Raw genomic sequence first — 25,281 nt, forward strand, 5'->3', positions numbered from 1 at the left:
TTCAGTTGCGCAGCTGCGCGGGCTCGGTGGCCGTTTCTTCGGAAGCCGTTTCGCCGCTTCGGGCCTCGTCTTCCTCCAGCGGTTCGTTGCGCACCAGATTGCTCAGCGTGGGCGGCACCGGGTCGCCGGTGCGGCGCGAGCGGAACAGGGCGGCACGCATCAGGAAGATGGTGGTGATGGGCACGGTCACGGCCACGAACACGGCGATGAGGAAGGCATGCATGGCAAAGCCCTGGCCGCTGACCGAGAAGTAGATCCAGGTTGCATGCATGATCAGCCAGCAGCCCATGGTGGCGACGATGGAGGGCGAGTGCACGCGCTCGAAATAGCTCTTGAGGCGCAGCAGGCCCAGCGAGCCCAGCAGCGCAATCAGGGCGCCGCCCAGCACCAGCGCGGCCACCAGGATCTGCGCCCACAGCGGCAGCTCGTTGGCAATGCTCTCGGTACTCATTCGATCACCTCGCCGCGCAGCAGGAACTTGGCCATGGCCGTGGAACCCACGCAGCCGAACAGGGCGATCAGCAGCGCGGCCTCGAAGTAGTTGGTGCTGTCGTAGGTGATGCCCATGACCAGCATGATGAGCATGCCGTTGAGGTACATGCAGTCCAGCGCCAGCACGCGGTCCTGCGCATGGGGGCCCTTGAGCAGGCGCATCACGGCGCAGCCCATGGCCGCGATCAGCATGAGCAAGGCCAGACCCAGCACCCAGTAAAACCAAGGTCTCATTCGAAAATCTCCATCAGCGGGCGCTCGTAGCATTGCTTGATATGGTCGACCACCTGCTGGACGTCGGCGACTTCCAGCGCATGGATCAGCAGCATGGAGCGGTCGCGCGAAATCTCGGCCCAGGCCGTGCCCGGGGTGATGCAGACGATCATGGCCAGCACGGCCAGACCGTTGGGGTCGCGCAGGTCCAGCGGAATATGCACGAAGCTGGCCGGATGGCGGCGCAGCCGCGGCAGGATCAGAAAGCGCATCACGTTGTAGTTGGACACCGAGGTGTCCCACACCACGCGCAAGGCCAGCTTCAATGCCGTGAGCGGATGGCGCACGCGCACCGGCAGAGGGCGCAGGCCGCGCAGCAGCACCGGAATCAGAAGGCCCAGCACCAGGCCCAGTGCAATATGGCCGGCGCTGACCGTGCGGTTGAGCAGCAGCCACAGCAGCAGAAGTGCGATGGACAGCAGCGGGGCGGGAAACAGCCGTTGCAACATGGTTTTCATGGGCGCTCCTGCGGCTGGGCCGGGGTCTCGATCTCTGCGGCGCCGCGGCCGGGGCTGGCGGCACCGGCGATATCCGCCGAAGGCGAAGAGATGCCGGCCACGGGCGGTGCATCCTCGGCCTGCGCGGCCGCGCGGGCCGCAGCCTCGGGGCCTGCGGCCTCCTGGGCCTTTTTCTGTGCGGGCGCCGGCACGGGGCGGGTGCCCATGACGGCACGCACATACACATCGGGCGAATGCAGGGCATTGGCCGCGCGCTGGGTGAAATGCATGATGTCGTCGGCCTGCACGGTCATGGTCACGCAGCACAGCAGCAGCGCGGCAATGGGCAGGCCTTCGGCCACCTTGAGCGAGGGCGCGCTCTGCTCGGGGTTGGCCCAGAAGTGGCGTATGCCGGCGCGCGTGAGCGCCACGAGGGCCAGCAGCCCGGTGACGATGAGCAGGGCCACCATGGCCCAGCCGGTCCAGCCGGCCTGCATGCCGCTGGAGGTGCCCAGGCCCAGGGGGTTGAGCAGGGCGCTGAGCATGGCGAACTTGCCCACGAAGCCCGACAGCGGTGGCAGGCCCGAGATCAGCAGCGTGCAGCCCATGAAGCTCAGGCCCACGAAGACTGCGGCGGCCGGAAAGGCGCGGCCGATCAGAACTTCCTCCTCTTCGTCGAGATTGAAGCCTTCGGTGGGCAGAAGCTCGGCATTGAGGAAGGGCGCCTCCTCGTCCTCGTAGGGCTCGCCCGAGCCCTCGTCGACCCGCCATCGGTCCACCACATCGGCAATCAGGAACAGGGCGCTGATCGCCATGGTGGAACTGGGCAGGTAATACAGCAGGCCGGCCGTGAGCAGGTTCTGGCCGAAGCCCGTGGCGGCCAGCAGGGTGCCCGAGGACACGATGGCCGCAAAGCCCGCCATGTGTGTCAGCCGTTGCGAGCCGAGCATGCCGATGGCGCCGTAGGCCATGGCCACCATGCCGCCCAGGATCAGCCAGCTGCTGCCGAACAGGGCCGATAGGCCTGCTTCGGTGCTGAACATCAGCGTCCACAGCCGCAGAATCACATAGACCCCTACCTTGGTCATGAGCGCGAACAGGGCGCCCACGGGCGCAGTGGCGGCGCTGTAGCCGGGCACCAGCCAGAAGTTGAGCGGCCAGGCCGCGGCCTTGATCAGAAAGGCCGTGCCCAGAATGCCGGCCGCCGCATGCAGCAGGCCGCGGTCCGCCTCATGCACCTGGGGGATGGCGCGCGCCAGATCGGCCATGTTGAGCGTGCCGGTGATGCCGTAGAGCATGGATACGCCGATGAGAAACAGCGAGGAGGCTGCCAGGTTGATGGCGATGTAGTGCATGCCGGCCTGGATGCGCGTGCGCCCCGAACCATGCAGCAGCAGGCCGTAGGAGGCGGCCAGCATGATCTCGAAGAAGACGAACAGGTTGAACAGGTCGGCCGTGAGGAAGGCCCCGCTCAGCCCCATGAGCTGCAGCTGGAACAGCGAATGGAAGTGCACGCCCGCACGGTGCCAGCGCGCGGCCGAGAACACCAGCGCGGCCAGCGCCACGATGTAGGTGACCACCAGCATGAGCGCCGTCAGGCGGTCCAGCGCGAGCGCAATGCCGAAGGGCGCGGGCCAGTTGCCCGGTATGTAGACCGCCATGCTGGCCGGCGAGCTGGTCCAGCGCATCAAATATGCGCAGATGCCCAGGCCCAGCAGCGTGGACAGCAGGTTCATGGCCAGCTTCAGGCGCTGGCGCTCCTCGCGCAGGAACAGCATCAGCGCCGCCGTCAGCATGGGCAGCAGAATGGGCGTGAGCATCAGGTGCGGCATCAGGTCCGCGATCCATTGGGTCATAGCATTTCCTGCTCGGTGCGCGAATGCACGCCATCCACATGGTCCGTGCCCGAGGAGCCGCGAGATGCCAGCAGCACCACGAGGAACAGCGCCGTCATGGCAAAGCCGATCACGATGGCCGTGAGCACCAGCGCCTGGGGCATGGGATCGGCATAGTGGGCCAGGTCCTGGGGGACGCCGTTGACGAGCACGGGCGCCTTGTTGATGGCCAGCCCCTGGCGGCCCATGCTGAAGATGAAGAGGTTGACGGCGTAGGACAGCAGGGCCAGGCCCATGATGACCTGGTAGGTACGCGGGCGCAGCAGAAGCCATACCCCCGAGCCCGTAAGCACGCCTATGGCCAAGGCCAGAATGATTTCCATCACATACCTCCTCGTGCCAGAGCCTGGGCGGTGGCAGCCTGGACCGCTGCCTCCGCTTCCCTGGCCTGTTGTTCTTGCTCTTCCAGCAGCCGTGCGTGGAATCGGTGGCCGCGCACCGACTGGTGGGCGATGGCCGTCAGTATCAGCATGGTCGAGCCCACCACCAGCGCGAACACGCCGATGTCGAAGAAGGTGGCGCTGGCGACATGCACATGGCCGACCAGGGGCAGGGCCAGGTCGAAGCTGTGGCTGGTCAGGAAGGGGTAGCCCACGGCCACCGAGGCCAGACCGGTGCCCAGCGCGCACAGCAGGCCCGTGGCGATCCAGCGGCGCGGGTACAGCGGCAAGTGGGCTTCCACCCATTGCGTGCCGGAGATGATGTACTGCATGAGCAGGGCCACGGAAAACACCAGGCCCGCCACGAAGCCGCCGCCGGGCTGGTTGTGGCCGCGCATGAAGATATAGGCCGCCACCAGCGTGGAAAACGGCAGCAGCAGGCGCACCAGCACGGCGGGCACCATCAGGTAGCCCACGGCCGTGTCGCTGGCATTGCGCGGGTTGAGCAGGTCGGTCTGCAGGTCGCCAGGCACATAGCGCTGCTGCTCGGGAATGTCCATGGTCTCGCGCGCCGGACGAAAGCGCCTCAGCAGCGCATAGATGACGATGGAGACGATGCCCAGCACCACGATCTCGCCGAAGGTATCGAAGCCGCGGAAATCCACCAGCATGACATTGACCACATTGGTGCCGCCGCCGCCGGTCAGCGCGTGTTCGAGGAAGAAGGTGGACGAGCTCTCGTAGAACGGGCGGCTCATCATGGCAAAGGCCAGCCAGGCCATGCCGCCACCCGCGATCATGGACAGCACCAGATCGCGCAGGCGGCGCGCGCGCGCGCGGGCGTCCGCGTTGTCCACCATGTTGCGCAGCGCCTTGTCGCGCTTGGGCAGCCAGCGCAGGCCCAGCAGCATGAGCACCGTGGTCACGACTTCCACCACCAGCTGGGTCAGCGCCAGGTCGGGCGCGGAAAACCACAGAAAGGTCAGGCAGGTGCACAGGCCCGTGCCGCCCAGCATGATCAGGGCCGTCATCCGGTGGTACTTGGCCTTCCAGGCCGTACCCAGGGCGCACAGGCTGCCGATGGCCCACAGCAGGACAAAGGGCAGCGACACCGGCAGGGTGCCGCGGTTGCCCAGCTCCATGCCCTGCAGCCACAGCGGCAGGGCCGTGGCCGTGATGGCAATGCAGACCAGCCACAGCATCTGCCACTGCAGGCGTCGCGTGGACAGCGCGCGGCGGCCGGCGCGCCCGGCCTGCGTGATGCGGGCCAGCAGATTCTCGAAGGCCCGGCGTCCGCTCAGCGCGCTCAGCAGCGGCGTGGCCTCGAAGCGGCCGGCCTCGCGCTGCCAGCGCAGCATGGTGTAGAGCAGGATGCCGCCCACCAGGGCCACCAGGCTCATGATCAGCGGCATGTTCCAGCCGTGCCAGATGGCCAGGCTGTAGGCCGGCAGATCGCCGCCCACCACGGGTGCGGCGGCCGTGGCCAGGAACTGTCCCACGGCCCATGCCGGGAAGATGCCCACCAGCAGGCAGGCCAGCACCAGCAGCTCGATGGGTACGCGCATCCAGTGCGGCGGCTCGTGCGGGGCATGGGGCAGGTCGGTGGCTCGGGGTCCGAAGAAGACATCCACCGTGTAGCGCAACGAATAGGCCACGCTGAACATGCCGGCGACCGTGGCGGCCACTGGCAGAACGGTCTTGACCCAGGGGGCTGCATCCAGGAACACGGTTTCGGCGAAGAACATTTCCTTGGACAGGAAGCCATTGAGCAGGGGCACGCCCGCCATGGCCGCGCTGGCCACGCAGGCCAGCGTGGCGGTGATGGGCATCATGTGCCGCAAGCCCGACAGGCGCCGGATGTCGCGTGTGCCGCTTTCATGGTCCACAATGCCGGCCGCCATGAACAGCGAGGCCTTGAAGGTCGCATGGTTCATGATGTGGAACACGGCGGCCACCGCGGCCAGCTTGCTGTTGAGGCCCAGCAGCAGCGTGATCAGCCCCAGGTGCGAAATCGTGGAATAGGCCAGCAATCCCTTGAGATCGTGCTGGAACATGGCGCAATAGCCGCCGATCAGCAAGGTGGCGGTGCCGGCACCGCCCACCAGCCAGAACCAGGCATCGGTATCGCCCAGTACCGGCCACAGCCGCGCCAGCAGGAAGACGCCGGCCTTGACCATGGTGGCCGAATGCAGATAGCTAGACACCGGAGTGGGTGCCGCCATGGCATTGGGCAGCCAGAAGTGAAAGGGGAATTGCGCGCTTTTGGTGAAGGCTCCGAGCAGGATCAAGACCAAAGCCGGCAGGTAGAGATGGTTGTTGCGCACCTGCTGGCCTGCGGCCAGGATGTTGTCCAGGTCGTAGCTGCCCACGATATGGCCCAGCACCAGCATGCCGGCCAGCATGGCCAGCCCGCCCGTGCCGGTCACTGTCAGCGCCATGCGCGCGCCGCGGCGCGCGTCCTTGCGGTGGTACCAGTAGCCGATCAGCAGAAAGGAGAAAAGACTGGTCAGCTCCCAGAAGAACACCAGCTGGATGATGTTGCCCGACAGCACCACGCCTGCCATGGCGCCCATGAAAGCCAGCAGGAAGGAGAAAAAGCGCGGCACCGGGTCGGCCGGCGACATGTAGTAGCGCGCATAGAGCACGACCAGGGAGCCGATGCCGAACACCAGCATGGCGAACATCCAGGCAAAGCCGTCCATGCGGACCACCAGGTTGAGCCCCAGCGAAGGCAGCCACTCGATTTCCTGCCGCAGCACCGAACCATCCGCCATTTCGGGAAACAGCAGCGCGACCTGGAGGGTGCAGGCCAGCGCGACAATGCCGGCCAATGTGGATTCGGCGTTGCGCGCATTCGCGGGCAACAGGGCAGCCACAAGGCTGCCGGCAAAGGGCAGGAGGATGAGGGTGATCAGGGGCATGGGCGAATTATTTTAGGGGGAAGCCATTTCTTTCTCGCTATGAAAACCTGAGCATGTGGCGGGCTATATATCGCTGGTTGGCTGCAATTGATGCCGCTGTATGCCTGCCTGGCCAGACGTTCGCCGCAGTTGGCGCCGGCTACTTTTGCGGCGAACCGGACAGGCATACCTTGTGCCAGGAAGGCCTCTTGCGTGGGCCGCAGGCCTGCCGAGAAGGCGGGTCGGCCGTGGCGAAGCGATGCGTCCGGCATGTGCGGGGCCTTCAGTCGATGCAGTCCTGGCAGGCGCAGCGCCAAGCCATGTTTTTCATCCTAGGGGCAGCCACCCGTGCCGCCAAGCATCTTTTGGTGCTGCTGCGGGATCCCGTTGTACCGAAATAACGGGTCGGTAGGCTTTTCTACGCGGGAGCAAGGGGCTGTACGAAGGCCCTGGTGCCCGGTTGCGATATGAAAAAAGTAGCTGATTGCGCTTTCCCTGTATAGGTTTAAAGTTTTTTTTCCCTTCAAAACCAGCGTGGGAAAGCGCAAGCAGCTATAAAAAAAGAGCCGCCAGGGCAGCTCTTTTGTACAGCAGGGTGTGGAGGCCCACGGCGGGGCGCCGTGGGCTACAGCTCTTCGACACGCCGGGCCGGATAGCTGTCCCAGCTCTGGCAGCCCGGGCAGTGCCAGAAATGCTGGCGTGCCTCGAAGCCGCAGGCCGCGCAGCGGTAGCGCGTGAGCGGCTTGGCGGCATGGTCCAATGCCTTCTGCACGGCTGGGTGGTATTGCTCCTCGGCCAGGGTCTCGCCCTGCAGCCACTGGGCAGCGGCCACCAGCGAGGGCTCGTGGTCCAGATGCTGCACCAGCCGGGCGCGGCCGGGTGCATCGGGCACCCCGATGTGCTGGTCCAGGGCAACCAGGGCTTGAAGCAGGTCCAGCGAAGGCGCCTGGCGGTACTGGGTCTCCAGCAGCCCCTGCACGCGCGCCTGCTGGCCGGTGGCCTGCGCCACATCCACCAGCAAAGTGGCCGCCAGCGGCAGCGAGGCAGGGGCCTGGCGCGCCAGGTTTTCCAGGGTGTCCAGCGCCTGTGCAGGCTGCGCGCAGCGCTGCTGCAGCTGTGCCAGCTCCAGCAGCGGTCGCGGGGCCTGGGGCGCGGTGGCGAGGGCTTGCTCCAGCAGCTTGCGTGCGGCATCGAACTGGCCCTGGGCCATTCGGGTCTGTGCATCCTCGCAGAGGTAGTGGGCCAGGCGGGTGCTGAAATCCCCCTGTCCGGCCTGCTGCATCTTGCCGGCAATGGCGGCGGCCTGCCCCCAGTCGCGCGAGCGTTCGTAGATGGCCAGCAGGGCCAGGCGTGCCTCGGCTTCGAAGGCCGTGCCTTCCAGGCGGCGCAGGGCATCCTCGGCGCGGTCCAGCAGGCCGGCCTTCAGAAAATCATGGGCCAGTGCATGCTGGGCGCGATCGCGGTCGCTGCGCGAGAGGTCGCCGCGCGACAGCAGGTGCTCATGCACGCGCACGGCACGGTTGTATTCGCCGCGGCGGCGGAACAGGTTGCCCAGGGCAAAGTGCAGCTCCGAGGTGTCAGGGTCGTTCTGCACGGCCTCGATGAAGGCATCGATGGCCTTGTCCTGCTGCTCGTTGAGCAGAAAGTTCAGCCCCTTGAAGTAGGCCTTGGGTGCCTGCCGGTTGTCGGCACGCACCTGGCGCAGGTCCCAGCGCGAGGCCAGCCAGCCCAGCACGAAAGCCACGGGCAGGCCCAGCAGAATCCAGGTCAGATTAAATTCCATGCACGTCGCTCGGTACGATGACGGGAGAAGAAGGCGAAACGCCGACGTTGCCGGCAGTTGCGTCCTTGGTGTTGGGGGTGGTAGCCTCGGCTTGCGCGGGCTGCGCCTGCTGGGCCCTGGCCGCTGCCTGGGCATCGCGCGCCGCGGTGCGGTGCTTCCACCAGCGCGGCACCATGCCCAGCACGCCCACGATCAGGCCCAGCACAAAAGCGGCCAGCACCACCAGCACCAGGGGCGCCGTCCAGGTGGTGCCAAAGAAAAAGTGCACGGTTGCGTCCTGCTGGTTGTTCAGCGCGAAGGCAAACAGTGTGAAAAAAATGGCTGCCTTGAGCAGCCACAACAGGTATTTCATGCTTCCCCTTGTGTGTCGGGAAGGATTTTAGGCCAGTCCGCACGCAGGGCGCGCGCGATGCCTGCGCAGGAGCGCTCAGGACGGGTCTGCGGCGGAATCTGCCGCGGTATCGGTGCTTTTCTGGTTGTCCACGGCTTCGCGCAAGGCCTTGCCGGGCTTGAAATGGGGAACACGCTTGGAAGGGACCTGCACGGCCTCGCCGCTGCGCGGGTTGCGGCCGATGCGCGGCGGGCGGTGGTTGATGGCGAAGCTGCCGAAACCGCGGATTTCAATGCGGTGTCCGCGTACCAGGGCATCGCTGACGGCGTCCAGAATGGTTTTGACGGCCTGCTCGGCATCGCGCTGGTTGAGTTGGCCAAACCGGGCGGCAAGTTCTTCGACGAGATCGGATCGGGTCATCGGACGACGAGGTGAAAGGGGGAAACAACAGCGGGCGCACAAGGCGCCCGCTGTCTTCGACGCGTAGCGGTCGGCAGGCAGGCCTGCCGACCGGCTGACGTGGATTACTTGTCGGAGTTGTCCAGCTTGGCGCGCAGCAGGGCGCCCAGGCTGGTCGTGCCGGCGTTTTCCTTGGAGGACTGGGCCGACAGGGAAGCCATGGCTTCCTGCTGCTCGGCGTGGTCCTTTTGCTTGATGGACAGCTGAATGTTGCGGGTCTTGCGATCCACGTTGGTCACCACGGCGGTCACTTCGTCGCCTTCCTTCAGCACCGAGCGGGCGTCTTCCACGCGGTCAGCGGAGATTTCCGAAGCACGCAGGTAGCCGACGATGTCGTCGCCCAGGTCGATTTCAGCGCCACGGGCGTCCACGGTCTTGACCTTGCCGGTCACGATCTGGCCCTTGTCGTTCACGGTCACGAAGGTCGTGAAGGGGTCGCTGTCCAGCTGCTTGATGCCCAGGGAGATGCGCTCGCGCTCGACGTCCACGGCCAGCACGATGGCTTCGACTTCCTGGCCCTTCTTGTAGTTGCGGACAGCGGCTTCGCCAGCTTCGTTCCACGACAGGTCGGACAGGTGCACCAGGCCGTCGATGCCGGCAGCCAGGCCCACGAACACGCCGAAGTCGGTGATCGACTTGATCGGGCCCTTCACGCGGTCGCCGCGCTTGGTGTTCTGGGCGAATTCCTGCCAGGGGTTGGCCTTGCACTGCTTCATGCCCAGGGAGATGCGACGCTTGTCTTCGTCGATTTCCAGAACCATGACTTCCACTTCGTCGCCCAGGGACACGAGCTTGGTGGGAGCAATGTTCTTGTTGGTCCAGTCCATTTCGGAAACGTGCACCAGGCCTTCGATGCCGGGCTCCAGTTCCACGAAAGCACCGTAGTCGGCGATGTTGGTGACCTTGCCGAACAGGCGCGTGCCCGAGGGGTAGCGGCGAGCCACGCCCATCCAGGGATCGTCGCCCATCTGCTTCAGGCCCAGCGAAACGCGGTTCTTCTCGGTGTCGAACTTGAGGATCTTGGCCGTGATTTCCTGGCCAGCCTGCACCACCTCGGAGGGGTGACGCACGCGGCGCCATGCCATGTCGGTGATGTGCAGCAGGCCGTCGATGCCGCCCAGGTCCACGAACGCACCGTACTCGGTGATGTTCTTGACCACGCCGTTGACGATGGCGCCTTCCTTCAGCGTTTCCATCAGCTTGGCGCGCTCTTCGCCCATCGAGGCTTCGACCACGGCGCGGCGGCTCAGCACCACGTTGTTGCGCTTGCGGTCCAGCTTGATGACCTTGAACTCCATCGTCTTGTTTTCGTAGGGAGTCAGGTCCTTGATCGGACGGGTGTCGATCAGCGAGCCGGGCAGGAAGGCGCGGATGCCGTTGACCAGAACGGTCAGGCCGCCCTTGACCTTGCCGGAGGTGGTGCCGGTCACGAATTCGCCGGATTCCAGCGCCTTCTCGAGCGACAGCCAGGAAGCCAGACGCTTGGCGGTGTCGCGCGACAGGATGGTGTCGCCGTAGCCGTTTTCGATGGAGCCGATGGCCACGGACACGAAGTCACCCACTTGGACTTCGATTTCGCCCTGGTCGTTCTTGAATTCGTCGATCGGCACGTAGGCTTCCGACTTCAGGCCTGCGTTCACCACAACAAAGTTGTGCTCGACGCGCACCACTTCGGCGGTGATGACCTCGCCGGGACGCATTTCGGTGCGTTGCAGCGATTCTTCAAACAGGGCGGCAAAAGATTCAGACATGTAGTTCCTTGCCCGCATACAGGTTTCCGTCGGCACCATTGCCAAGCGTTTTTATGACTGGATGCGGAGGTTTGTGGGTTCACACCCACGGGGTTAAAAGGTGAAAAAACCTGCTGCCGGGCCGCCGCTGTCTCTGACGAGCGACGCTCCTGGCACCAAGGGCCGGCAAGCCAGTTGCAGGGCCGTGCCTGAAAAATCAAGCGCGGCCGAACGGCTGGCGTTCCTGCCACCACGACAGCACCTGGGCGACCACTTGTTCAATGGTCAATTCGGAGCTGTCGAGCAGCAGGGCATCTTCGGCGGGCTTGAGCGGCGCGGTCGCCCGCTGCATGTCGCGGGCATCGCGTGCCTCAAGGTCTGCCAAAAGGGTGGATATGTTAGCTGAAATTCCTTTGGAAATCAACTGTTTATATCGGCGCTCGGCGCGGCACTGGGCCGAGGCCGACAAATAGACCTTCAGCGGCGCATGGGGAAAGATCACCGTGCCCATGTCGCGGCCGTCGGCCACCAGGCCCGGCAGGGTCTGGAATGCCAGCTGCAGGTCGACCAGCGCGCTGCGCACGGCGGGCAGGGCCGAGACGCGCGAGGCGTTCATGCCGGCCTGCTCGCTGCGGATGGCCAGGCTGATGTCCTCGTCGCCCAGCCACACGCGCTGCTGGGCATCGAAGCGCACGGGCATGTCCAGCGCCATCTCGGCAATGGTTTCCTCGTTGGATTCGTCCAGCGCCAGGCCGGCGCGCGATGCGGCCAGGCCCGTGATGCGGTAGAGCGCGCCCGAGTCCAGCAGCTGGTAGCCCAGCGCCCTGGCGACTTCGGCGGCAATCGTGCCCTTGCCCGAGGCCGTGGGGCCGTCGATGCAGATCACGGGAATGCGCTCGCGCTCGGTCTGGCAGACCGAGAACAAGGCCTCGAAATAGTCGGGGAAGGTCTTGGCCACGCACTTGGGGTCTTCGATGCGCACGGGCAGCTTGGCCGGATTGAACGCCGCCAGCGAGAAGCACATGGCCACGCGGTGGTCGTCATAGGTGTGGATGCTGGCAGCCTTCCAGTCGGCCCTGGATGCCGGGGGCGTGATGCGGATGTAGTCAGGGCCTTCCTCCACCGTGGCGCCGAGCTTGCGCAGCTCGATGGCCATGGCGGCGATGCGGTCGGTTTCCTTCACGCGCCAGCTGGCGATATTGCGCAGCGTGGTGGTGCCGTCGGCATACAGCGCCATCACGGCCAGCGTCATGGCGGCATCGGGGATGTGGTTGCAGTCCAGGTCGATGGCCTTGAGCGGCCAGCCCTGGCCCGGCTCTCCGCGCGCGACCTGCAGCCAGTTGGGGCCGCTTTCCACCTGGGCGCCCATGGCCCGGGCGGCTTCGACAAAGCGGATGTCGCCCTGGATGGAGTCCCGGCCCACGCCCAGGATGCGGATGCTCTTGCGCCCGGTGGCGTTGTCGGCATCCGCTGTGTCGGCCATGCCGGTGGCAATGGCTCCCAGCGCGATGAAGTAGCTGGCCGAGGATGCATCGGCTTCGACATGGATCTCGCCGGGCGAGCGGTAGCGGCTGCCGGCCGGGATCACGAAGCGCTGCCAGTTCTCGTTCTTCACGGCAATGCCGAAGCGCGCCAGCAGCTCCAGCGTGATGTGGATATAGGGCCTGGAGATCAGCTCGCCCACGACCTCGATGACGATGTCGCGCGAGCCGGCCTGCAGCGGCAGGGCCATGAGCAGCGAGGTGAGGAACTGGCTGGAGACGTCGCCGCGCACCTGGATGGGGGCCTGGCCGAACCGGCTGAAATCGGGCCGGCCGATCTTGAGCGGCGGGAAGCCCTCGTTGCCCAGGTAGGCGATGCGGCAGCCCAGCTGGCGCAGCGCATCGACCAGATCGCCGATGGGGCGCTCGTACATGCGCGGCACGCCCGTCATCTCGAAGCTGCCGCCCAGCACGGCCAGCGCCGCGGTCAGGGGGCGCATGGCCGTGCCGGCATTGCCGAGGAACAGCGTGGCCGCGGCGTCCGCGGGGAGCTGGCCGCCGATGCCCGTGACTTCGATGGCCTGGCCTGGAACGACGGCATCGGGGGCGATGCGGCAGCCCAGCTGCCGGAGCGCGGCCAGCATGACGCGGGTGTCGTCCGAATCCAGCAGATCGTGGATGACGGTCGTGCCCTGGCTCAGCGCGGCCAGCAGCAGCACACGGTTGGAGATGCTCTTGGAGCCGGGCAGGCTCACGGTGCCGTGGGCGGTGTCCAGGGCGGGCAGGTCGAGGAATTCGGTGGTGAACATGGCAATTCCACAAGGCGGAAACAAAAGGCCGGACAGGGCGAGGGCGGTTGTTCGAACATTAGCCGCCCGCGCTTGCCTGCACTGCCCCGAAGGCGAAAACGCTCAGGCCTGGTGCCTGCGGGCGCCCATGCGCCACTGCGAGCGCGCGGCGCTGGCCAGCGTCAGGCGGTCCTGCAGGCCCTGGCCGTCGCCGGCCCGGATCATGGCTTCCAGCTGCTCCAGCGCCTGGCGGAAATGCCGGGACTGGGCCAGCACCTGCTCGTGGTTGGCCAGCAGCACGTCGCGCCACAGCTGGGGGTCGCCGGCACCGATGCGCGTGAAATCGCGAAAGCCCGGGCCGGCCAGGCTCAGCACTTCGTCGGCATCGGGCTGGCCCAGCACGCTTTGCATCATCGCGAAAGCCAGCAGATGGGGCAGGTGGCTGACAGTGGCGAGGGCGCTGTCGTGCGCCTCGGGCGACATGGCCTTGACCTCGCAGCCCAGCGCCTGCCACAGCGCCCGGGCCTTGGCCAGGTGCGCGGTCAGCGTGCGCTCGGTGGGTGTCAGAACCACCTGCGCGCCGCGGTACAGATTGGCATCGGCATGCTCCACGCCGGCCACTTCCTTGCCGGCGATGGGATGGGCGGGCACAAAGCTGCCGAGCTGGTCGCGCAGCGCCGTGCGTGCGGCCTGGATCACGTCGGCCTTGGTCGAGCCCACGTCCATGATCATCATGTTCGGCGTGACCAGGTGCTTGATGGACTTGAGCGTGGCTTCGGTGGCGGCCACGGGCACGGCCAGCAGCACCAGGTCGGCACCGGCGGCGGCCAGCAGGGCCGAGGGCGCTTCCACGTCGATCACGCCCATCTGGCGCGCGCGCTCGGTGGTGGAGGGCGACTTGCTGTAGCCCACCACGCGCTTGACCAGGCCGGCTTTCTTGAGCGCCAGCGCGAACGAGCCGCCCATGAGGCCGCAGCCGATCAGGCCCAGCTGCTCGAACGGCTGCAGGGGCGGCTGCGATCCCGGCTGTAGTTCCTGGACCGGCATCACTTGGCCACCGGATAGGTGCCCAGCACCTTGTAGAAGGCGCACAGGCCGCGCAGCTCGTCCAGCGCGGCGGCCACGTTGGCCTGGGCCGGGTGGCCTTCGATGTCGATGTAGAAGTAGTACTCCCACTGGCCGGTGCGCGCCGGGCGGGACTCGAAGCGCGTCATCGAGACGCCGTGCTTCTTGAGCGGCACCAGCAGATCGTGCACGGCACCTGCGATATTGGGTACCGACACCACCAGGCTGGTGCAGTCGTGGCCGCTGGGCGCGGCGGTGGCCAGCGTGTGCGGCAGGCAGATGACGGCAAAGCGCGTGCGGTTGTAGGCGTCGTCCTGGATGGCGTGGGCCGTGATGTGCAGGCCGAACTGCTGGGCCGCGCGCTCGCCGGCGATGCCCGCCCAGGTCGGATGGAGCGCGGCCAGGCGCGCGCCTTCGGCATTGCTTTCCACGGGGCGGCGCTCGGCATGCGGCAGGTGCTTGGACAACCAGCCCTGGCACTGGGCCAGCGCCTGCGGATGGGCGGCCACCACCTCGATGCCTTCCATGGAGTTGGTGGTGCGCATGAGGTTGTGGCGGATCAGCATGCTGACCTCGCCCACCACATGGCAGGGCGTGTGCAGGAACATGTCCAGCGAGCGCGTGACCACGCCCTCGTTGGAATTCTCCACGCCCACCACGCCGTACTGGGCGCTGCCCGCGGCCGTGGCGTGGAAGACTTCCTCGAAGCTGTTGCAGTACATCAGGTCGGCCGCACCGCCGAAGTACTGGATGGCCGCCTCTTCGCAGAAGGTGCCGGCCGGGCCGAGCACGGCCACGCGCTGGGGTGATTCCAGCGCTAGGCACGCCGACATGATCTCGCGCCAGATGGCCGCCACATGCGCGCCCTTGAGCGGGCCGGGGTTGCTGGACTTGATCTTCTCGATGACCTGGGCCACGCGGTCCGGGCGGAAGAAGGCCGAGCCTTCCTTTTTCTTGAGTTCACCCACCTGCTCGGCCACGCGGGCGCGCTGGTTGACCAGCTCCAGCAACTGGCGGTCCAGCGTGTCGATCTGTGTGCGTAGCGCCAGCAACTCCGGGCTGGCTTGGGGTTCTGTACTCATGGATACCTCAAAAATCGTAGCTGCTGGCGCCTGTCTGAAAATGACTTCAGGCAAGAATCATGGTGAAGTGCCTGCGAATAAGGCGCTGGCAGCTCACTTTTTCATATGTTGCCGTGGCTTCAGGCCTTGCGCTGCTCGAAGTCCTGCATGTAGGCGATCAGGGCCTGCACGCCTGCTATGGGCATGGCGTTGTAGATGCTGGCGCGCATGCCGCCCACGGACTTGTGGCCCTTGAGCTGCAGCAGGCCGGCTTGCTTGGCACCGGCCAGGAAGGCCTCGTTGCGCGATTCGTCGCGCAGGAAGAAGGGGATGTTCATGCGCGAGCGGCAGTTGGCCGCCACCTTGTTCACATAGAACGAGGACTGGTCCACATAGTCGTAGAACAGCTTGGCCTTGGCGATGTTGCGCGCCTCCATGGCGGCCACGCCGCTCAGGTCGCCTTCGCGCTGGCGCTTGAGCCACTGGAAGGTCAGGCCGGCCATGTAGATGCCCCAGGTCGGCGGCGTGTTGAACATGGAATCGTTGTCGGCCACGATCTGGTAGTCGAAGGCGCTGGGGCAGGCGGGCAGGGCATGGCCCAGCAGATCCTCGCGCACGATGACGATGGTCAGGCCGGCCGGGCCGATGTTCTTTTGCGCACCGCCGAAGGCCAGGCCCACGCGGCTCCAGTCGATGGAGCGCGAGGCCACGTGCGAGGAGAAATCGACGACCAGCGGCGCATCCGAACCCAGGGCCTTGAGGTCGGGCAGCTCCTGGAACTCCACGCCGTGGATGGTCTCGTTGCTGCAGATGTGCACATAGCTGGCGCCGCGGCTCAGCTGCCAGCTGTCGGGAGCCGGGATGGTGGTGTAGCCGCTGTCCTTGGCCGTGGCGGCGATATGCGATTCGCTCGCGTACTTGGCCGCTTCCTTGGCCGACTTCTGGCTCCAGCTGCCGGTGACCACGAAATCCACCACGCCGGCGCGCGACAGGTTCAGCGGCACGATGGCGTTCTCGGCAATGCCGCCGCCCTGCATGAAGAGGATCTTGAAATGGGCCGGCACGCCCAGCAGCTCGCGCAGGTCGGCCTCGGCGTTTTCGTAGATCGAAATGAATTCCTTGCCGCGGTGGCTCATCTCCATCACGCCCATGCCGGAGCCGTGCCAGTCCAGCATTTCGGCGGCTGCTTGCTGCAGCACTTCTTCAGGGATGGCGGCGGGGCCGGCGGAGAAGTTGTATGGGCGGTTCATGGGGTTCACGATCAAGTCAGGCGCTGGCGCAGGCAGGACAAGCGCCAGCAGCTATCAAAATTTCAGCCATCCGGGCGGTCTGCCGGCAAGCGTGGCAGAACGCCCGGATGGCTTGAAGCTGCACGCAGCTTCGGGGGCGCAGCGCTTACGCGTTGTCGCCGGGCTCCTGTGCAGCGCTGCTGTCGTCAGCCGCGTCGCCAGGGGCATCGGTGGCGGAGGCTTCCCCCCCGGCCGGATCGGCTTCATCGGCCTCGTTCGCATCGTTTTCCACGATGCGCTGCAATCCGCTGAGCTTGGCGCCTTCGTCCAGGCTGATCAGCGTCACGCCCTGGGTGGCGCGGCCCAGTTCGCGGATTTCCGCGACCCGGGTGCGCACCAGCACACCGGTATCGGTGATCAGCATGATCTCGTCATCGGCATGCACCAGCGTGGCGGCGACGACCTTGCCGTTGCGCTCGCTCTGCTGGATTGCAATCATGCCCTTGGTGCCGCGGCCGTGGCGCGTGTATTCCACGATGGAGGTGCGCTTGCCATAGCCGTTTTCGGTGGCCGTCAGCACGGATTGCGATTCGTCCTCGGCCACCAGCATGGCGATCACGCTCTGGCCGTCCTCGATGTTCATGCCGCGCACGCCGCGGGCATTGCGGCCCATGGGGCGCACGTCGTTCTCGTCGAAGCGCACGGCCTTGCCGCCGTCGGAAAACAGCATCACGTCATGCTTGCCGTCGGTCAGCGCCGCGCCGATCAGGTAGTCGCCTTCGTCCAGGCCCACGGCGATGATGCCGGCCTTGCGCGGGTTGCTGAATTCGTCCAGCGCCGTCTTCTTCACCGTGCCCATGCTGGTGGCCATGAACACATAGTGGTCGGCCGGGAAGCTGCGGTACTCGCCCGTCAGCGGCAGCACCACGTTGATCTTCTCGCCGTCCTGCAGCGGGAACATGTTGACGATGGGGCGGCCGCGCGAACCGCGCGAGCCGGCCGGCACTTCCCAGACCTTGAGCCAGTACAGGCGGCCGCGGTTGGAAAAGCACAGCAGGTAGTCGTGCGTGTTGGCGATGAAGAGCTGGTCGATCCAGTCGTCTTCCTTGGTGGCCGTGGCCTGCTTGCCGCGGCCGCCGCGCTTTTGCGCGCGGTATTCGCTCAAGGGCTGGCTCTTGATATAGCCGGTGTGCGAGAGCGTGACCACCATGTCGGTGGGCGTGATCAGGTCCTCGGTGGACAGGTCCTGGGCGCTGTACTCGATGGTGGAGCGGCGCTCGCCCTTCTTGTTCTGGCCGAACTCGGCCTTGAGCGCGTTCAGTTCCTCGCCGATGATGGTGGAGACGCGCTCGGGCTTGGCCAGGATGTCCAGCAGGTCCTCGATGAGGGCCATGATCTCCTTGTACTCGGCGACGATCTTGTCCTGCTCCAGGCCGGTCAGGCGCTGCAGGCGCATCTGCAGGATTTCCTGGGCCTGGGTTTCCGACAGGCGGTACAGGCCGTCCTGTTGCATGCCGAACTCGACCTCCAGCCCCTCGGGGCGGTAGTCGTCGGCATTGACCGTGCCGCCGTCGGCACGCGTGCGGGTGAGCATCTCGCGCACCAGCTTGCTGTCCCAGCTGCGGTTCATCAGCTCGGCCTTGGCCACGGGCGGCGTGGGCGCGTTGCGGATGATGGCGATGAAGTCGTCGATGTTGGCCAGCGCCACGGCCAGGCCTTCCAGCACATGGCCGCGGTCGCGTGCCTTGCGCAGCTCGAATACCGTGCGGCGCGTGACCACTTCGCGGCGGTGCTGCAGAAAGACCTGGATCAGCTCCTTCAGGTTGCACAGCTTGGGCTGGCCGTTGACCAGCGCCACCATGTTCATGCCGAAGGTGTCCTGCAGCTGCGTGAGCTTGTAGAGGTTGTTGAGCACCACCTCGGGCACTTCGCCGCGCTTGAGCTCGATCACCAGGCGCATGCCCGACTTGTCGGACTCGTCCTGGATGTGGCTGATGCCTTCGATCTTCTTTTCGTGCACCAGCTCGGCCATGCGCTCCTGCAGCGTCTTCTTGTTGACCTGGTAGGGCAGCTCGTCGACGATGATGGCCTGGCGCTGGCCGCGGTCGATGTCCTCGAAATGGCACTTGGCGCGCATCACCACGCGCCCACGCCCCGTGCGGTAGCCTTCCTTGACGCCGTTGATGCCGTAGATGATGCCGGCGGTCGGGAAGTCCGGCGCCGGGATGATTTCCATCAGGTCGTCGATCGATGCATCGCCGTTTTGCAGCAGGTGCAGGCAGGCGTCCACCACCTCGTTGAGGTTGTGCGGCGGGATGTTCGTGGCCATGCCCACGGCAATGCCGGAAGAGCCGTTGACCAGCAGGTTCGGCAGGCGCGTGGGCAGCACCAGCGGTTCCTGCTCGGAGCCGTCGTAGTTGGGCCCGAAATCCACGGTCTCCTTGTCGATGTCGGCCAGCATTTCGTGGGCGATCTTGGAGAGGCGGATTTCGGTGTAACGCATGGCAGCCGCGCTGTCGCCGTCCACCGAGCCGAAGTTGCCCTGGCCGTCCACGAGCATGTGGCGCAGCGAGAAGTCCTGCGCCATGCGCACGATGGTGTCGTACACGGCGCTGTCGCCGTGCGGATGGTATTTACCGATCACGTCGCCGACGATACGGGCCGACTTTTTATAAGGGCGGTTCCAATCGTTGTTGAGCTCGTGCATGGCATACAGCACGCGACGGTGCACGGGCTTGAGGCCATCGCGCGCGTCGGGAAGCGCCCGGCCCACGATCACGCTCATCGCGTAATCGAGATAACTGCGACGCATCTCCTCTTCTAGGCTGATGGGCAGAGTTTCTTTAGCAAACTGGGTCATGTCTGGCGGTACTTTGACGGCGGGAAAACAACCATTTTAGGTCGAATGGCCTGTGGCAGCAGAGCAACATAACTTGGGAATTACGCAGCTGTCCTACTCGTTGGGGCCCGGTTGACAACACGTCGGCATGTTACGTATGGCACAATCATTTCAACGTTTTTGGTGATGGTCACTGATGACGTCCACAAATTCGCAGCCCTGCTGCGGCTTTTTCCCCAAGAGGAGAACCATGAAGAAACTGAACAAAGTGGCGATGTTGTTTGCCTCTGCTGCCCTCGTGACGGCCGCTGGCGCACAAGTGAAGGCTGCTGACGGTGGCAAGACCATCGACAACTGGCAAAACGGCACCAGCGAACTGGTGTGGAAGAACGGCACGAACGAACTGTGCTGGCGTGATGCCAACTGGACTCCCGCAACGGCCGCTGCCGATTGCGATGGCGCCCTGAAGGCTGCAGCTCCCGCTCCTGCTGCTGTTACTCCTACTCCCGCTCCCGCTCCTCAGCCTGCCGTGGCCTCCAAGGTCACCTACTCGGCTGACGCTTTCTTCGACTTCGACAAGTCGGTTCTGAAGCCCGAAGGCAAGGCCAAGCTGGACGATCTGGCCGGCAAGGTCAAGGACATCAACCTGGAAGTGGTCATCGCCGTGGGTCACACCGACTCCGTCGGTTCCGTTGCGTACAACCAGAAGCTGTCGGTGCGCCGCGCTGAAGCTGTGAAGGCTTACCTGGTGTCCAAGGGCATCGAAAAGAGCCGCGTGTACACCGAAGGCAAGGGCAAGAGCCAGCCCATCGCAGACAACAAGACTGCTGCTGGCCGCGCCAAGAACCGTCGCGTGGAAATCGAAGTGGTGGGCACCCGCGCTGCTCAGTAATCCTTCGATTACAACACCGAAAGCCCCGGCAACGGGGCTTTTTTTATGCCTGAACAAGAGTCGTAATCGCCGACAATTGCAGCCATGAGCAACACCATCAATGCAGATCCTTCGGAACTGGAAAAATTCTCGAGCCTCGCTCACCACTGGTGGGATCCTGAGAGTGAGTTCAAGCCGTTGCACCAGATCAATCCATTGCGACTGGACTGGATCGACGGCCAGGTTTCTTTGCATGGCAAGCGGGTACTGGACGTGGGTTGTGGCGGCGGCATCCTGTCCGACTCCATGGCGCGCAAAGGCGCAGAAGTCATGGGCATCGATCTGGCGACCAAGGCTCTGCGCGTGGCCCAGTTGCATGCGCTGGAAACCGGCACGCCCAATATCCAGTACCACGAGGTCAGCGTGGAACAACTGGCTGAAGAACAGCCAGCTTCCTTCGATGTGGTGACCTGCATGGAAATGCTTGAGCATGTGCCGGATCCTGCATCCATCGTGCAAGCCTGCGCCAAGCTGGTGAAACCCGGCGGCTGGGTGTTTTTCTCCACCATCAACCGCAATGCCAAAGCTTTCGGCCTGGCGATCGTTGCGGCCGAATACGTGCTCAAGATGATTCCCAAGGGCACGCATGAATATGCCAAACTGATCCGCCCCAGCGAACTGGCCCGCTTTGCGCGCAATGCCGGCCTGGTGGTGGAAGGCAGCAAGGGCATGGAGCACAATCCCGTCTCCGGACGCTACTGGCTCAGTGCCGATACTTCGGTCAATTACATGCTGGCGACTCGCCGTCCGCAGGAGCAATAAACCATGTGGACAGATGTGAAAGCAGTGCTGTTCGACCTGGACGGCACACTCATCGACAGCGCGCCGGACCTGGGAGCCGCAGCAGACAAGATGCGCGTGGATCGTGGCCTGCCTTCATTGCCGTTGGCGGCATACCGGCCCATGGCAGGCGCGGGCGCGCGCGGCATGCTCGGGATCGGTTTCGGCATGACGCCGGAGTCGCCGGATTTTCCGGCGATGCGCGAGGAATTCTTCCGCAACTACGAACAGTGCATGACGGCGCGCACCTATGCCTTCGACGGCGTGGCTTCCCTGATCGCTTCGCTGGAATCGGCTTCGCTGGCCTGGGGCGTGGTCACCAACAAATCGAAGCGCTTTACCGAGCCACTCACGCGGCAGATGGCGCTGTTTGCCAATGCGCGTGCCATCGTGAGCGGCGACACCACGCCCTACTCCAAACCCCACCCCGAACCCTTGTTCGAAGCCGCGCGGCGTATCGGGTTGGAGCCTGTGCATTGCATCTACGTTGGCGACGACGAGCGCGACATCATGGCCGGCAAGGCTGCGGGCATGAAAACCGTGGCAGCCTGCTATGGTTACCTGGGTTCTGCGGCCGATACATCGAACTGGGGAGCCGATGCCCACATCAATTCTCCACTTGAGCTCTTGAAATTGCTCGGAAGAGGCTAAAATACAGGGCATGGGGCTGTCCTGGTTTCGACGTGGGTTCGGGACCGGTGTGGTGCATGTCGAGCTTGAGTGACGCTCGTAAATCTCCATTCAAAAAACTAACTGCAAACGACGAACGTTTCGCACTCGCCGCTTAATCCGGTGAGCCTTGCAACAGCACGCTGATGGGCTGGGCAAGGGGGTAGAAATACCTCCCGGCTGCAAGGGAATTCACATCAGCTGGCTGAGTACCGGGCTTCTTGGTACTTGGCGAGATCCAAGGAAGCTGGTTGCTCGGACAGCGTGCGCCTGCGCGGTCTGAGTGACGAGACTCAAAACAGAACGCTAAACATGTAGATCTGCCCGGCGAAGGCTTGCGGACGCGGGTTCAATTCCCGCCAGCTCCACCATCCAAGACACCGCCACACTCTGGAATCCCCAGGGTGTGGCGGTTTTTTCATGCCTGAAAGGGTGGCACGGTGTCTTGAAAATCGCACCGATTTCGCACGCGAATCGCACCGGTCAGTCTTCCTTCACGATCTGCAATTCCGCCCGGGGCCTCTGGTAATCCTCCCGGATGAATTTCCCGTAGGTGCGAAACACCATCTCCACATCCTCGTGCCCCAGCTGCTGGGCCACATACCAGGGGTTGGCGCCGGCCGTCAGCAGGGTGGATGCGTAGGTGTGTCGCAGCTGGTAGGGGTTGCGGTAGGGGATGCCGGCACGCTCCATCAGCGGCAGCCACAGCGTTTTGCGCACCTGGGCATCGTTGTCCCACGGCTTCAGGGTGCGCGGATTCAGCCAGATCCGGGGGCCGCGGCTCTGGCTGATGTCTTGCTGGGCGCGCAGCGCTTGCAGAGCCTCGTCGTTGAGATCGATGTCCCGAATGCCGGCTAGCGTCTTGGGCGACTTGATCACCCCGACCACCTGGTTCTGCACCACGCGGGCGATGCGCCTTTCCTGATCCACATGTGCCCATTCCTGGGCCTGCAGTTCGCCGGGGCGCAGCCCGGTGTTCAGCCAGTATTGGATGGTGGGCCGTTCGTCGCTGCGGCAGGCCTGCAGCAGCGCCGTGCGCTCGGTCTGGGTGAAGGGCTGAATCACATAGTCGCTGGCCTTGCTGGTCTGGCGGATCAGCTTGGCCAGGGCGATGCGGTCGAACGGGTTCAGCTCGATCAGCTCGTCGTTCAGCGCATCCTCGAACACGCTGCGCAGCGGAATCAGCGTGTTGCGTATGGCCTTGCTCGTGCACTCCATGGCGGAGATCCACTCGCGCAGCAGGGCGGGGGTGACATCGCGCACCTCCACCCCGTGCCAGCGGCGCATGCGCGTGCCGTTGATGGCCTTGGCATAGCCCCGGTACGTGGCCGGGGACAGTTTGCCGTTGCCCACCTGCCGCTCGTAAATGTCGAGCTGCCGGTACAGCAGCTTCTCCATTTTTGTCGAGCCTTTTCGGGATGCCGCGGCGCGCGGGCTGTCCGGGAAATAGTCGGCATAGACAAAGCTGCCGGCCTTGATCTTCATGCGGATCTCGTCCCGCAACACCGTGGCGCGCAGCAGGCTGGACTTGTTGACGGGCGCGGCGGGCAGCAGCTCGCGGCACTCCCTGCCCTCCCAGGTGAAGGCGATCTGGATGCGATCGCCCGAGGCGAACTTGCGGATTTTTACGCCGGGCGGCGTTTGGAAAGCTGGTCGTTGATCCATTGGTCTGCGGCTTTGAGGTTGACGTAAAGGCGACGGGAGATCACGGCCACTTGCAGGCCTTCCTTCCAGACGCCGCTTTTCTTGCGCTGCTTCACGGCCTCGCGGGTCACGCCGGTCATCTCCTCGTATTTGGAGGCCAGCACCCACTGGGTCGGGTAGCCAGCGACATCTTCGGCGGCCGCTGCGGAGGCGACTTTTGGGGCGGGTTCTTTCATGGGCTGTGCTCCTTCGATGAAAAACAAAAAGCCCGCGCGGCATGGGCCGTGCGGGCTGGGGATGTGAATGAAATCGGTCTCCAGCGCTTATGCAGAAAGCGCTGGCAGCTATGAAAACTGCTATCTCAGTTGCAGCTGGCTTTGTTGGCCGGGCAGGCCCTGGGCGCCGCCGTGGTGCTGCAGGGCCTGCAGCTCGGCCCGCGTGGCCATGCGCTGGGTGCAGGCTGCCGCCAGCCGGGCCAGAGTGGTATCGCTCACGATCAGGTCGGTACGCACGGCCTGGGTCAGCTGGGCCAACGTCATCACCATGGCACCGGCCTCGATGGGCTGCACATAGGGTGTCATCGCTCCGCCCGCGCCGCGGGTGAAGGACAGCAGCATGCGCGTGGAGTGGGGCGCTTCGCCCTCCAGCATCACGGCATCAAACACCGCCTGATAGACCTGCAGCGTGGCTGCATGGGCCAGTTGGTGGGCATGCTCGACAAGGTGAACATCGCGTTGCAGGGTGTTGTCGTCGGCCTGCTGTTCAAGCAAGTCCAGCACCCACGCCCGAAACTCCTTGGCTACCGTCGTGCGGGCAAACATGGCCAGGAGGTGCGCGCCGCGCAGGCTGAAGATACGCGCTTCCTTTTCGCTGTTCCCATTGCCGAAACCCTTGACGGTCAAATTGACCGTCAAGGTCATCTTCTCTGTGAACTCGTCGGAGCGCCGTGCATAGATGCGGTTGATCGCGCTCTCATCGGCGTACCCAAGAGCCTGGGCAATCTCGTTGGCCTTGAGCCAAGGCTGCCCTTGGTGGTCAACGATACCGAAGGTGGTGGAGTGAAAAGACAGCGCAGCAGCGCGTGCATTGAGGGTGTCAGCCATTACGGCCTCCTTGCGGTCATTCTTGCAACAACCACCGCCGCTTGCTTCCAACCAAATGGCGGTGACTCGAAGGGGTTGGAAGACCGGGACCGCTTGCGCAAACCGGCGAGCCTCGCGGCTCCCCCTCCGAGCCACCATAAAACTGGGGCCACAGACGACAAAGCCGCACGACTGCGGTTCAGGTGCGGCTTTGTCGCCGCAAACGGTATTCAGGCTTCCAACCCTGATCACGCTTTACTGGCGTGACGTTGGAGAGTGTAGCGTAGCTGGCCTCCAATGTGTCAACAACTCGTTACGAGTCGTGTAATCTCTTGCCAAGTTCTTTTTCGGGGTGTCAGATGGTTGCAACAGATTTCGATTGGATCAAATTTGGTTTGGCTGTATTGGGCAGTTCAGTTATCTCAGCACTTATTAATACCGGATGGAATGTCTATTCAAAGAGGCAAGATAAAAAGGAAAAAGATAATAAAGATCTAGAAGAGCGTGAGCACGAGTTACTGATGGCATTGGCGTGGGTTGATAATTTGTCAATCTCTTTTTATGAAAGCATGTTGAGCATCAATGAATATATTAACGATATGCATAATATGCCAAATGGCTATGATCCAAAACACGCGCCAAATATTGAAGAGCCAAAAGAAGTTAACTTAAAGCTATTGCCCATTGGTTTTAGAACGGAAATTCTCCTTATAGGACAGAACTTCAAATATAGCTCTGACTTTATTTATGCAGCTTTCGAGTACTGGGCTGAGGTTGAGGAATGTTATGTCTTTGAACTTCAGCGGATAGCATTTTACGGGGTTCAGATTTCAAAATTCTCTGATAGATTTAGAGGCGCTATATATAAGAAGTCAGAGAAATTAAATGATGCGCATGAATATTTTTTCAGCGAAAAAGAAAAATATCTTAAGCGCTGCTTAAAGTTCCAGAATGTTACTTTCTTGCCGGAGATTGAAAGAGAGGCTAAGGGTAATAAAGGTTAAGGGAACTAATCATTAGATTTGGAGTTTA

General features: G+C 64.0%; 22 protein-coding genes and 1 other RNA gene. 5 read left to right on the top strand and 18 right to left on the bottom strand.

Features of this window, described 5'->3' with window-relative positions:
* Position 1: 1 nt before the first annotated feature.
* The 15 genes from Cte04_RS18745 to gyrA all read right to left on the bottom strand — a co-directional run bounded on the left by Cte04_RS18745 (position 2) and on the right by gyrA (position 19,164).
* Positions 2 to 451, bottom strand: a complete 450-nt coding sequence (locus Cte04_RS18745; RefSeq protein WP_066482422.1) for a monovalent cation/H(+) antiporter subunit G — start codon at positions 449 to 451, stop codon at positions 2 to 4.
* Positions 448 to 726, bottom strand: a complete 279-nt coding sequence (locus tag Cte04_RS18750; protein WP_066482432.1) for a K+/H+ antiporter subunit F — start codon at positions 724 to 726, stop codon at positions 448 to 450. The genes Cte04_RS18745 and Cte04_RS18750 overlap by 4 nt, the downstream gene beginning before the upstream one ends.
* Positions 723 to 1,214, bottom strand: a complete 492-nt coding sequence (locus tag Cte04_RS18755) for a Na+/H+ antiporter subunit E (RefSeq protein ID WP_066482621.1) — start codon at positions 1,212 to 1,214, stop codon at positions 723 to 725. Before Cte04_RS18755 ends, Cte04_RS18750 begins: the two co-directional genes overlap by 4 nt.
* 5 nt (positions 1,215 to 1,219) lie before the next feature.
* Positions 1,220 to 3,058: a monovalent cation/H+ antiporter subunit D gene (locus Cte04_RS18760; RefSeq protein ID WP_066482438.1), complete on the bottom strand. Its 1,839-nt coding sequence runs from the start codon at positions 3,056 to 3,058 to the stop codon at positions 1,220 to 1,222.
* Positions 3,055 to 3,420: a Na+/H+ antiporter subunit C gene (locus Cte04_RS18765; RefSeq protein WP_066482443.1), complete on the bottom strand. Its 366-nt coding sequence runs from the start codon at positions 3,418 to 3,420 to the stop codon at positions 3,055 to 3,057. The genes Cte04_RS18760 and Cte04_RS18765 overlap by 4 nt, the downstream gene beginning before the upstream one ends.
* Positions 3,420 to 6,398, bottom strand: coding sequence for a monovalent cation/H+ antiporter subunit A (locus Cte04_RS18770; RefSeq protein ID WP_066482448.1), 2,979 nt, complete (start codon positions 6,396 to 6,398; stop codon positions 3,420 to 3,422). Before Cte04_RS18770 ends, Cte04_RS18765 begins: the two co-directional genes overlap by 1 nt.
* A gap of 604 nt (positions 6,399 to 7,002) precedes the next feature.
* On the bottom strand, positions 7,003 to 8,160 hold the full coding sequence (lapB, locus tag Cte04_RS18775; protein WP_066482454.1) for a lipopolysaccharide assembly protein LapB: 1,158 nt from the start codon (positions 8,158 to 8,160) through the stop codon (positions 7,003 to 7,005).
* Complete coding sequence (locus Cte04_RS18780; protein ID WP_066482460.1) at positions 8,150 to 8,512, bottom strand: LapA family protein; 363 nt, start codon at positions 8,510 to 8,512, stop codon at positions 8,150 to 8,152. The genes lapB and Cte04_RS18780 overlap by 11 nt, the downstream gene beginning before the upstream one ends.
* Positions 8,513 to 8,587: 75 nt before the next feature.
* The gene (locus Cte04_RS18785; RefSeq protein ID WP_066482462.1) at positions 8,588 to 8,911 is read right to left on the bottom strand and encodes an integration host factor subunit beta; all 324 of its coding nucleotides are present in this window, start codon (positions 8,909 to 8,911) and stop codon (positions 8,588 to 8,590) included.
* Between the two features lie 104 nt (positions 8,912 to 9,015).
* Complete coding sequence (gene rpsA / locus Cte04_RS18790) at positions 9,016 to 10,719, bottom strand: 30S ribosomal protein S1 (protein ID WP_083526752.1); 1,704 nt, start codon at positions 10,717 to 10,719, stop codon at positions 9,016 to 9,018.
* A 178-nt stretch (positions 10,720 to 10,897) separates the two neighbouring features.
* Positions 10,898 to 12,970 carry a bifunctional 3-phosphoshikimate 1-carboxyvinyltransferase/cytidylate kinase gene (locus Cte04_RS18795; protein ID WP_066482473.1) on the bottom strand — a complete coding sequence of 691 codons (2,073 nt, stop codon included), beginning with the start codon at positions 12,968 to 12,970 and terminating at the stop codon, positions 10,898 to 10,900.
* A gap of 102 nt (positions 12,971 to 13,072) precedes the next feature.
* The gene (locus tag Cte04_RS18800; RefSeq protein ID WP_066482480.1) at positions 13,073 to 13,996 is read right to left on the bottom strand and encodes a prephenate dehydrogenase; all 924 of its coding nucleotides are present in this window, start codon (positions 13,994 to 13,996) and stop codon (positions 13,073 to 13,075) included.
* Positions 13,996 to 15,096 (bottom strand): prephenate dehydratase, encoded by a 1,101-nt coding sequence (pheA, locus tag Cte04_RS18805; protein WP_066482487.1) that lies wholly within the window; start codon positions 15,094 to 15,096, stop codon positions 13,996 to 13,998. The genes Cte04_RS18800 and pheA overlap by 1 nt, the downstream gene beginning before the upstream one ends.
* A gap of 119 nt (positions 15,097 to 15,215) precedes the next feature.
* Positions 15,216 to 16,325, bottom strand: a complete 1,110-nt coding sequence (serC, locus tag Cte04_RS18810; protein WP_066482622.1) for a 3-phosphoserine/phosphohydroxythreonine transaminase — start codon at positions 16,323 to 16,325, stop codon at positions 15,216 to 15,218.
* Positions 16,326 to 16,470: 145 nt separating this feature from the next.
* Positions 16,471 to 19,164 (bottom strand): DNA gyrase subunit A, encoded by a 2,694-nt coding sequence (gene gyrA, locus Cte04_RS18815; RefSeq protein WP_066482494.1) that lies wholly within the window; start codon positions 19,162 to 19,164, stop codon positions 16,471 to 16,473.
* Between the two features lie 229 nt (positions 19,165 to 19,393).
* On the opposite strand from gyrA, the gene ompA reads away from it, so the two are divergent.
* From ompA to ssrA, 4 genes are all read left to right on the top strand, one after another.
* The gene (gene ompA, locus Cte04_RS18820; RefSeq protein WP_066482498.1) at positions 19,394 to 20,035 is read left to right on the top strand and encodes an outer membrane protein OmpA; all 642 of its coding nucleotides are present in this window, start codon (positions 19,394 to 19,396) and stop codon (positions 20,033 to 20,035) included.
* Positions 20,036 to 20,119: 84 nt separating this feature from the next.
* Positions 20,120 to 20,836: a bifunctional 2-polyprenyl-6-hydroxyphenol methylase/3-demethylubiquinol 3-O-methyltransferase UbiG gene (gene ubiG / locus Cte04_RS18825; protein WP_066482505.1), complete on the top strand. Its 717-nt coding sequence runs from the start codon at positions 20,120 to 20,122 to the stop codon at positions 20,834 to 20,836.
* Between the two features lie 3 nt (positions 20,837 to 20,839).
* Positions 20,840 to 21,505, top strand: coding sequence for an HAD family hydrolase (locus Cte04_RS18830; protein ID WP_066482513.1), 666 nt, complete (start codon positions 20,840 to 20,842; stop codon positions 21,503 to 21,505).
* Positions 21,506 to 21,517: 12 nt separating this feature from the next.
* Positions 21,518 to 21,894: a transfer-messenger RNA gene (gene ssrA, locus Cte04_RS18835) on the top strand.
* Between the two features lie 112 nt (positions 21,895 to 22,006).
* On the opposite strand, the gene Cte04_RS18840 is transcribed toward ssrA, so the two are convergent.
* The 3 genes from Cte04_RS18840 to Cte04_RS18850 all read right to left on the bottom strand — a co-directional run bounded on the left by Cte04_RS18840 (position 22,007) and on the right by Cte04_RS18850 (position 24,270).
* A complete protein-coding gene (locus Cte04_RS18840) occupies positions 22,007 to 23,188 on the bottom strand; it encodes a site-specific integrase (RefSeq protein ID WP_066482519.1) in 1,182 nt (393 codons plus the stop codon).
* Positions 23,149 to 23,403: an excisionase gene (locus Cte04_RS22070; protein WP_066482625.1), complete on the bottom strand. Its 255-nt coding sequence runs from the start codon at positions 23,401 to 23,403 to the stop codon at positions 23,149 to 23,151. The genes Cte04_RS18840 and Cte04_RS22070 overlap by 40 nt, the downstream gene beginning before the upstream one ends.
* A 120-nt stretch (positions 23,404 to 23,523) precedes the next feature.
* Complete coding sequence (locus Cte04_RS18850) at positions 23,524 to 24,270, bottom strand: BRO-N domain-containing protein (protein ID WP_066482524.1); 747 nt, start codon at positions 24,268 to 24,270, stop codon at positions 23,524 to 23,526.
* Positions 24,271 to 24,608: 338 nt separating this feature from the next.
* On the opposite strand from Cte04_RS18850, the gene Cte04_RS18855 reads away from it, so the two are divergent.
* Positions 24,609 to 25,253 (top strand): hypothetical protein, encoded by a 645-nt coding sequence (locus tag Cte04_RS18855; protein WP_157082159.1) that lies wholly within the window; start codon positions 24,609 to 24,611, stop codon positions 25,251 to 25,253.
* Positions 25,254 to 25,281 lie beyond the last annotated feature (28 nt).

The sequence above is a fragment of the Comamonas terrae genome, from assembly GCF_001544075.1.
GTDB classification, from domain to species: Bacteria; Pseudomonadota; Gammaproteobacteria; order Burkholderiales; family Burkholderiaceae_C; genus Comamonas; species Comamonas terrae.

What these genes read in the sequence shown, in the direction of transcription:
- Cte04_RS18785 (WP_066482462.1), bottom strand. Translation starts at nt 8,911, where the DNA reads ATGACCCGATCCGATCTCGTCGAAGAACTTGCCGCCCGGTTTGGCCAA.
- lapB (WP_066482454.1), bottom strand. Translation starts at nt 8,160, where the DNA reads ATGGAATTTAATCTGACCTGGATTCTGCTGGGCCTGCCCGTGGCTTTC.
- Cte04_RS18795 (WP_066482473.1), bottom strand. Translation starts at nt 12,970, where the DNA reads ATGTTCACCACCGAATTCCTCGACCTGCCCGCCCTGGACACCGCCCAC.
- serC (WP_066482622.1), bottom strand. Translation starts at nt 16,325, where the DNA reads ATGAACCGCCCATACAACTTCTCCGCCGGCCCCGCCGCCATCCCTGAA.
- pheA (WP_066482487.1), bottom strand. Translation starts at nt 15,096, where the DNA reads ATGAGTACAGAACCCCAAGCCAGCCCGGAGTTGCTGGCGCTACGCACA.
- Cte04_RS18850 (WP_066482524.1), bottom strand. Translation starts at nt 24,270, where the DNA reads ATGGCTGACACCCTCAATGCACGCGCTGCTGCGCTGTCTTTTCACTCC.
- ompA (WP_066482498.1), top strand. Translation starts at nt 19,394, where the DNA reads ATGAAGAAACTGAACAAAGTGGCGATGTTGTTTGCCTCTGCTGCCCTC.
- rpsA (WP_083526752.1), bottom strand. Translation starts at nt 10,719, where the DNA reads ATGCGGGCAAGGAACTACATGTCTGAATCTTTTGCCGCCCTGTTTGAA.
- Cte04_RS18800 (WP_066482480.1), bottom strand. Translation starts at nt 13,996, where the DNA reads ATGCCGGTCCAGGAACTACAGCCGGGATCGCAGCCGCCCCTGCAGCCG.
- Cte04_RS18750 (WP_066482432.1), bottom strand. Translation starts at nt 726, where the DNA reads ATGAGACCTTGGTTTTACTGGGTGCTGGGTCTGGCCTTGCTCATGCTG.
- Cte04_RS18830 (WP_066482513.1), top strand. Translation starts at nt 20,840, where the DNA reads ATGTGGACAGATGTGAAAGCAGTGCTGTTCGACCTGGACGGCACACTC.
- Cte04_RS18755 (WP_066482621.1), bottom strand. Translation starts at nt 1,214, where the DNA reads ATGTTGCAACGGCTGTTTCCCGCCCCGCTGCTGTCCATCGCACTTCTG.
- Cte04_RS18760 (WP_066482438.1), bottom strand. Translation starts at nt 3,058, where the DNA reads ATGACCCAATGGATCGCGGACCTGATGCCGCACCTGATGCTCACGCCC.
- Cte04_RS18855 (WP_157082159.1), top strand. Translation starts at nt 24,609, where the DNA reads ATGGTTGCAACAGATTTCGATTGGATCAAATTTGGTTTGGCTGTATTG.
- ubiG (WP_066482505.1), top strand. Translation starts at nt 20,120, where the DNA reads ATGAGCAACACCATCAATGCAGATCCTTCGGAACTGGAAAAATTCTCG.
- Cte04_RS18770 (WP_066482448.1), bottom strand. Translation starts at nt 6,398, where the DNA reads ATGCCCCTGATCACCCTCATCCTCCTGCCCTTTGCCGGCAGCCTTGTG.
- Cte04_RS22070 (WP_066482625.1), bottom strand. Translation starts at nt 23,403, where the DNA reads ATGAAAGAACCCGCCCCAAAAGTCGCCTCCGCAGCGGCCGCCGAAGAT.
- Cte04_RS18745 (WP_066482422.1), bottom strand. Translation starts at nt 451, where the DNA reads ATGAGTACCGAGAGCATTGCCAACGAGCTGCCGCTGTGGGCGCAGATC.
- Cte04_RS18780 (WP_066482460.1), bottom strand. Translation starts at nt 8,512, where the DNA reads ATGAAATACCTGTTGTGGCTGCTCAAGGCAGCCATTTTTTTCACACTG.
- Cte04_RS18840 (WP_066482519.1), bottom strand. Translation starts at nt 23,188, where the DNA reads ATGGATCAACGACCAGCTTTCCAAACGCCGCCCGGCGTAAAAATCCGC.
- Cte04_RS18765 (WP_066482443.1), bottom strand. Translation starts at nt 3,420, where the DNA reads ATGGAAATCATTCTGGCCTTGGCCATAGGCGTGCTTACGGGCTCGGGG.
- gyrA (WP_066482494.1), bottom strand. Translation starts at nt 19,164, where the DNA reads ATGACCCAGTTTGCTAAAGAAACTCTGCCCATCAGCCTAGAAGAGGAG.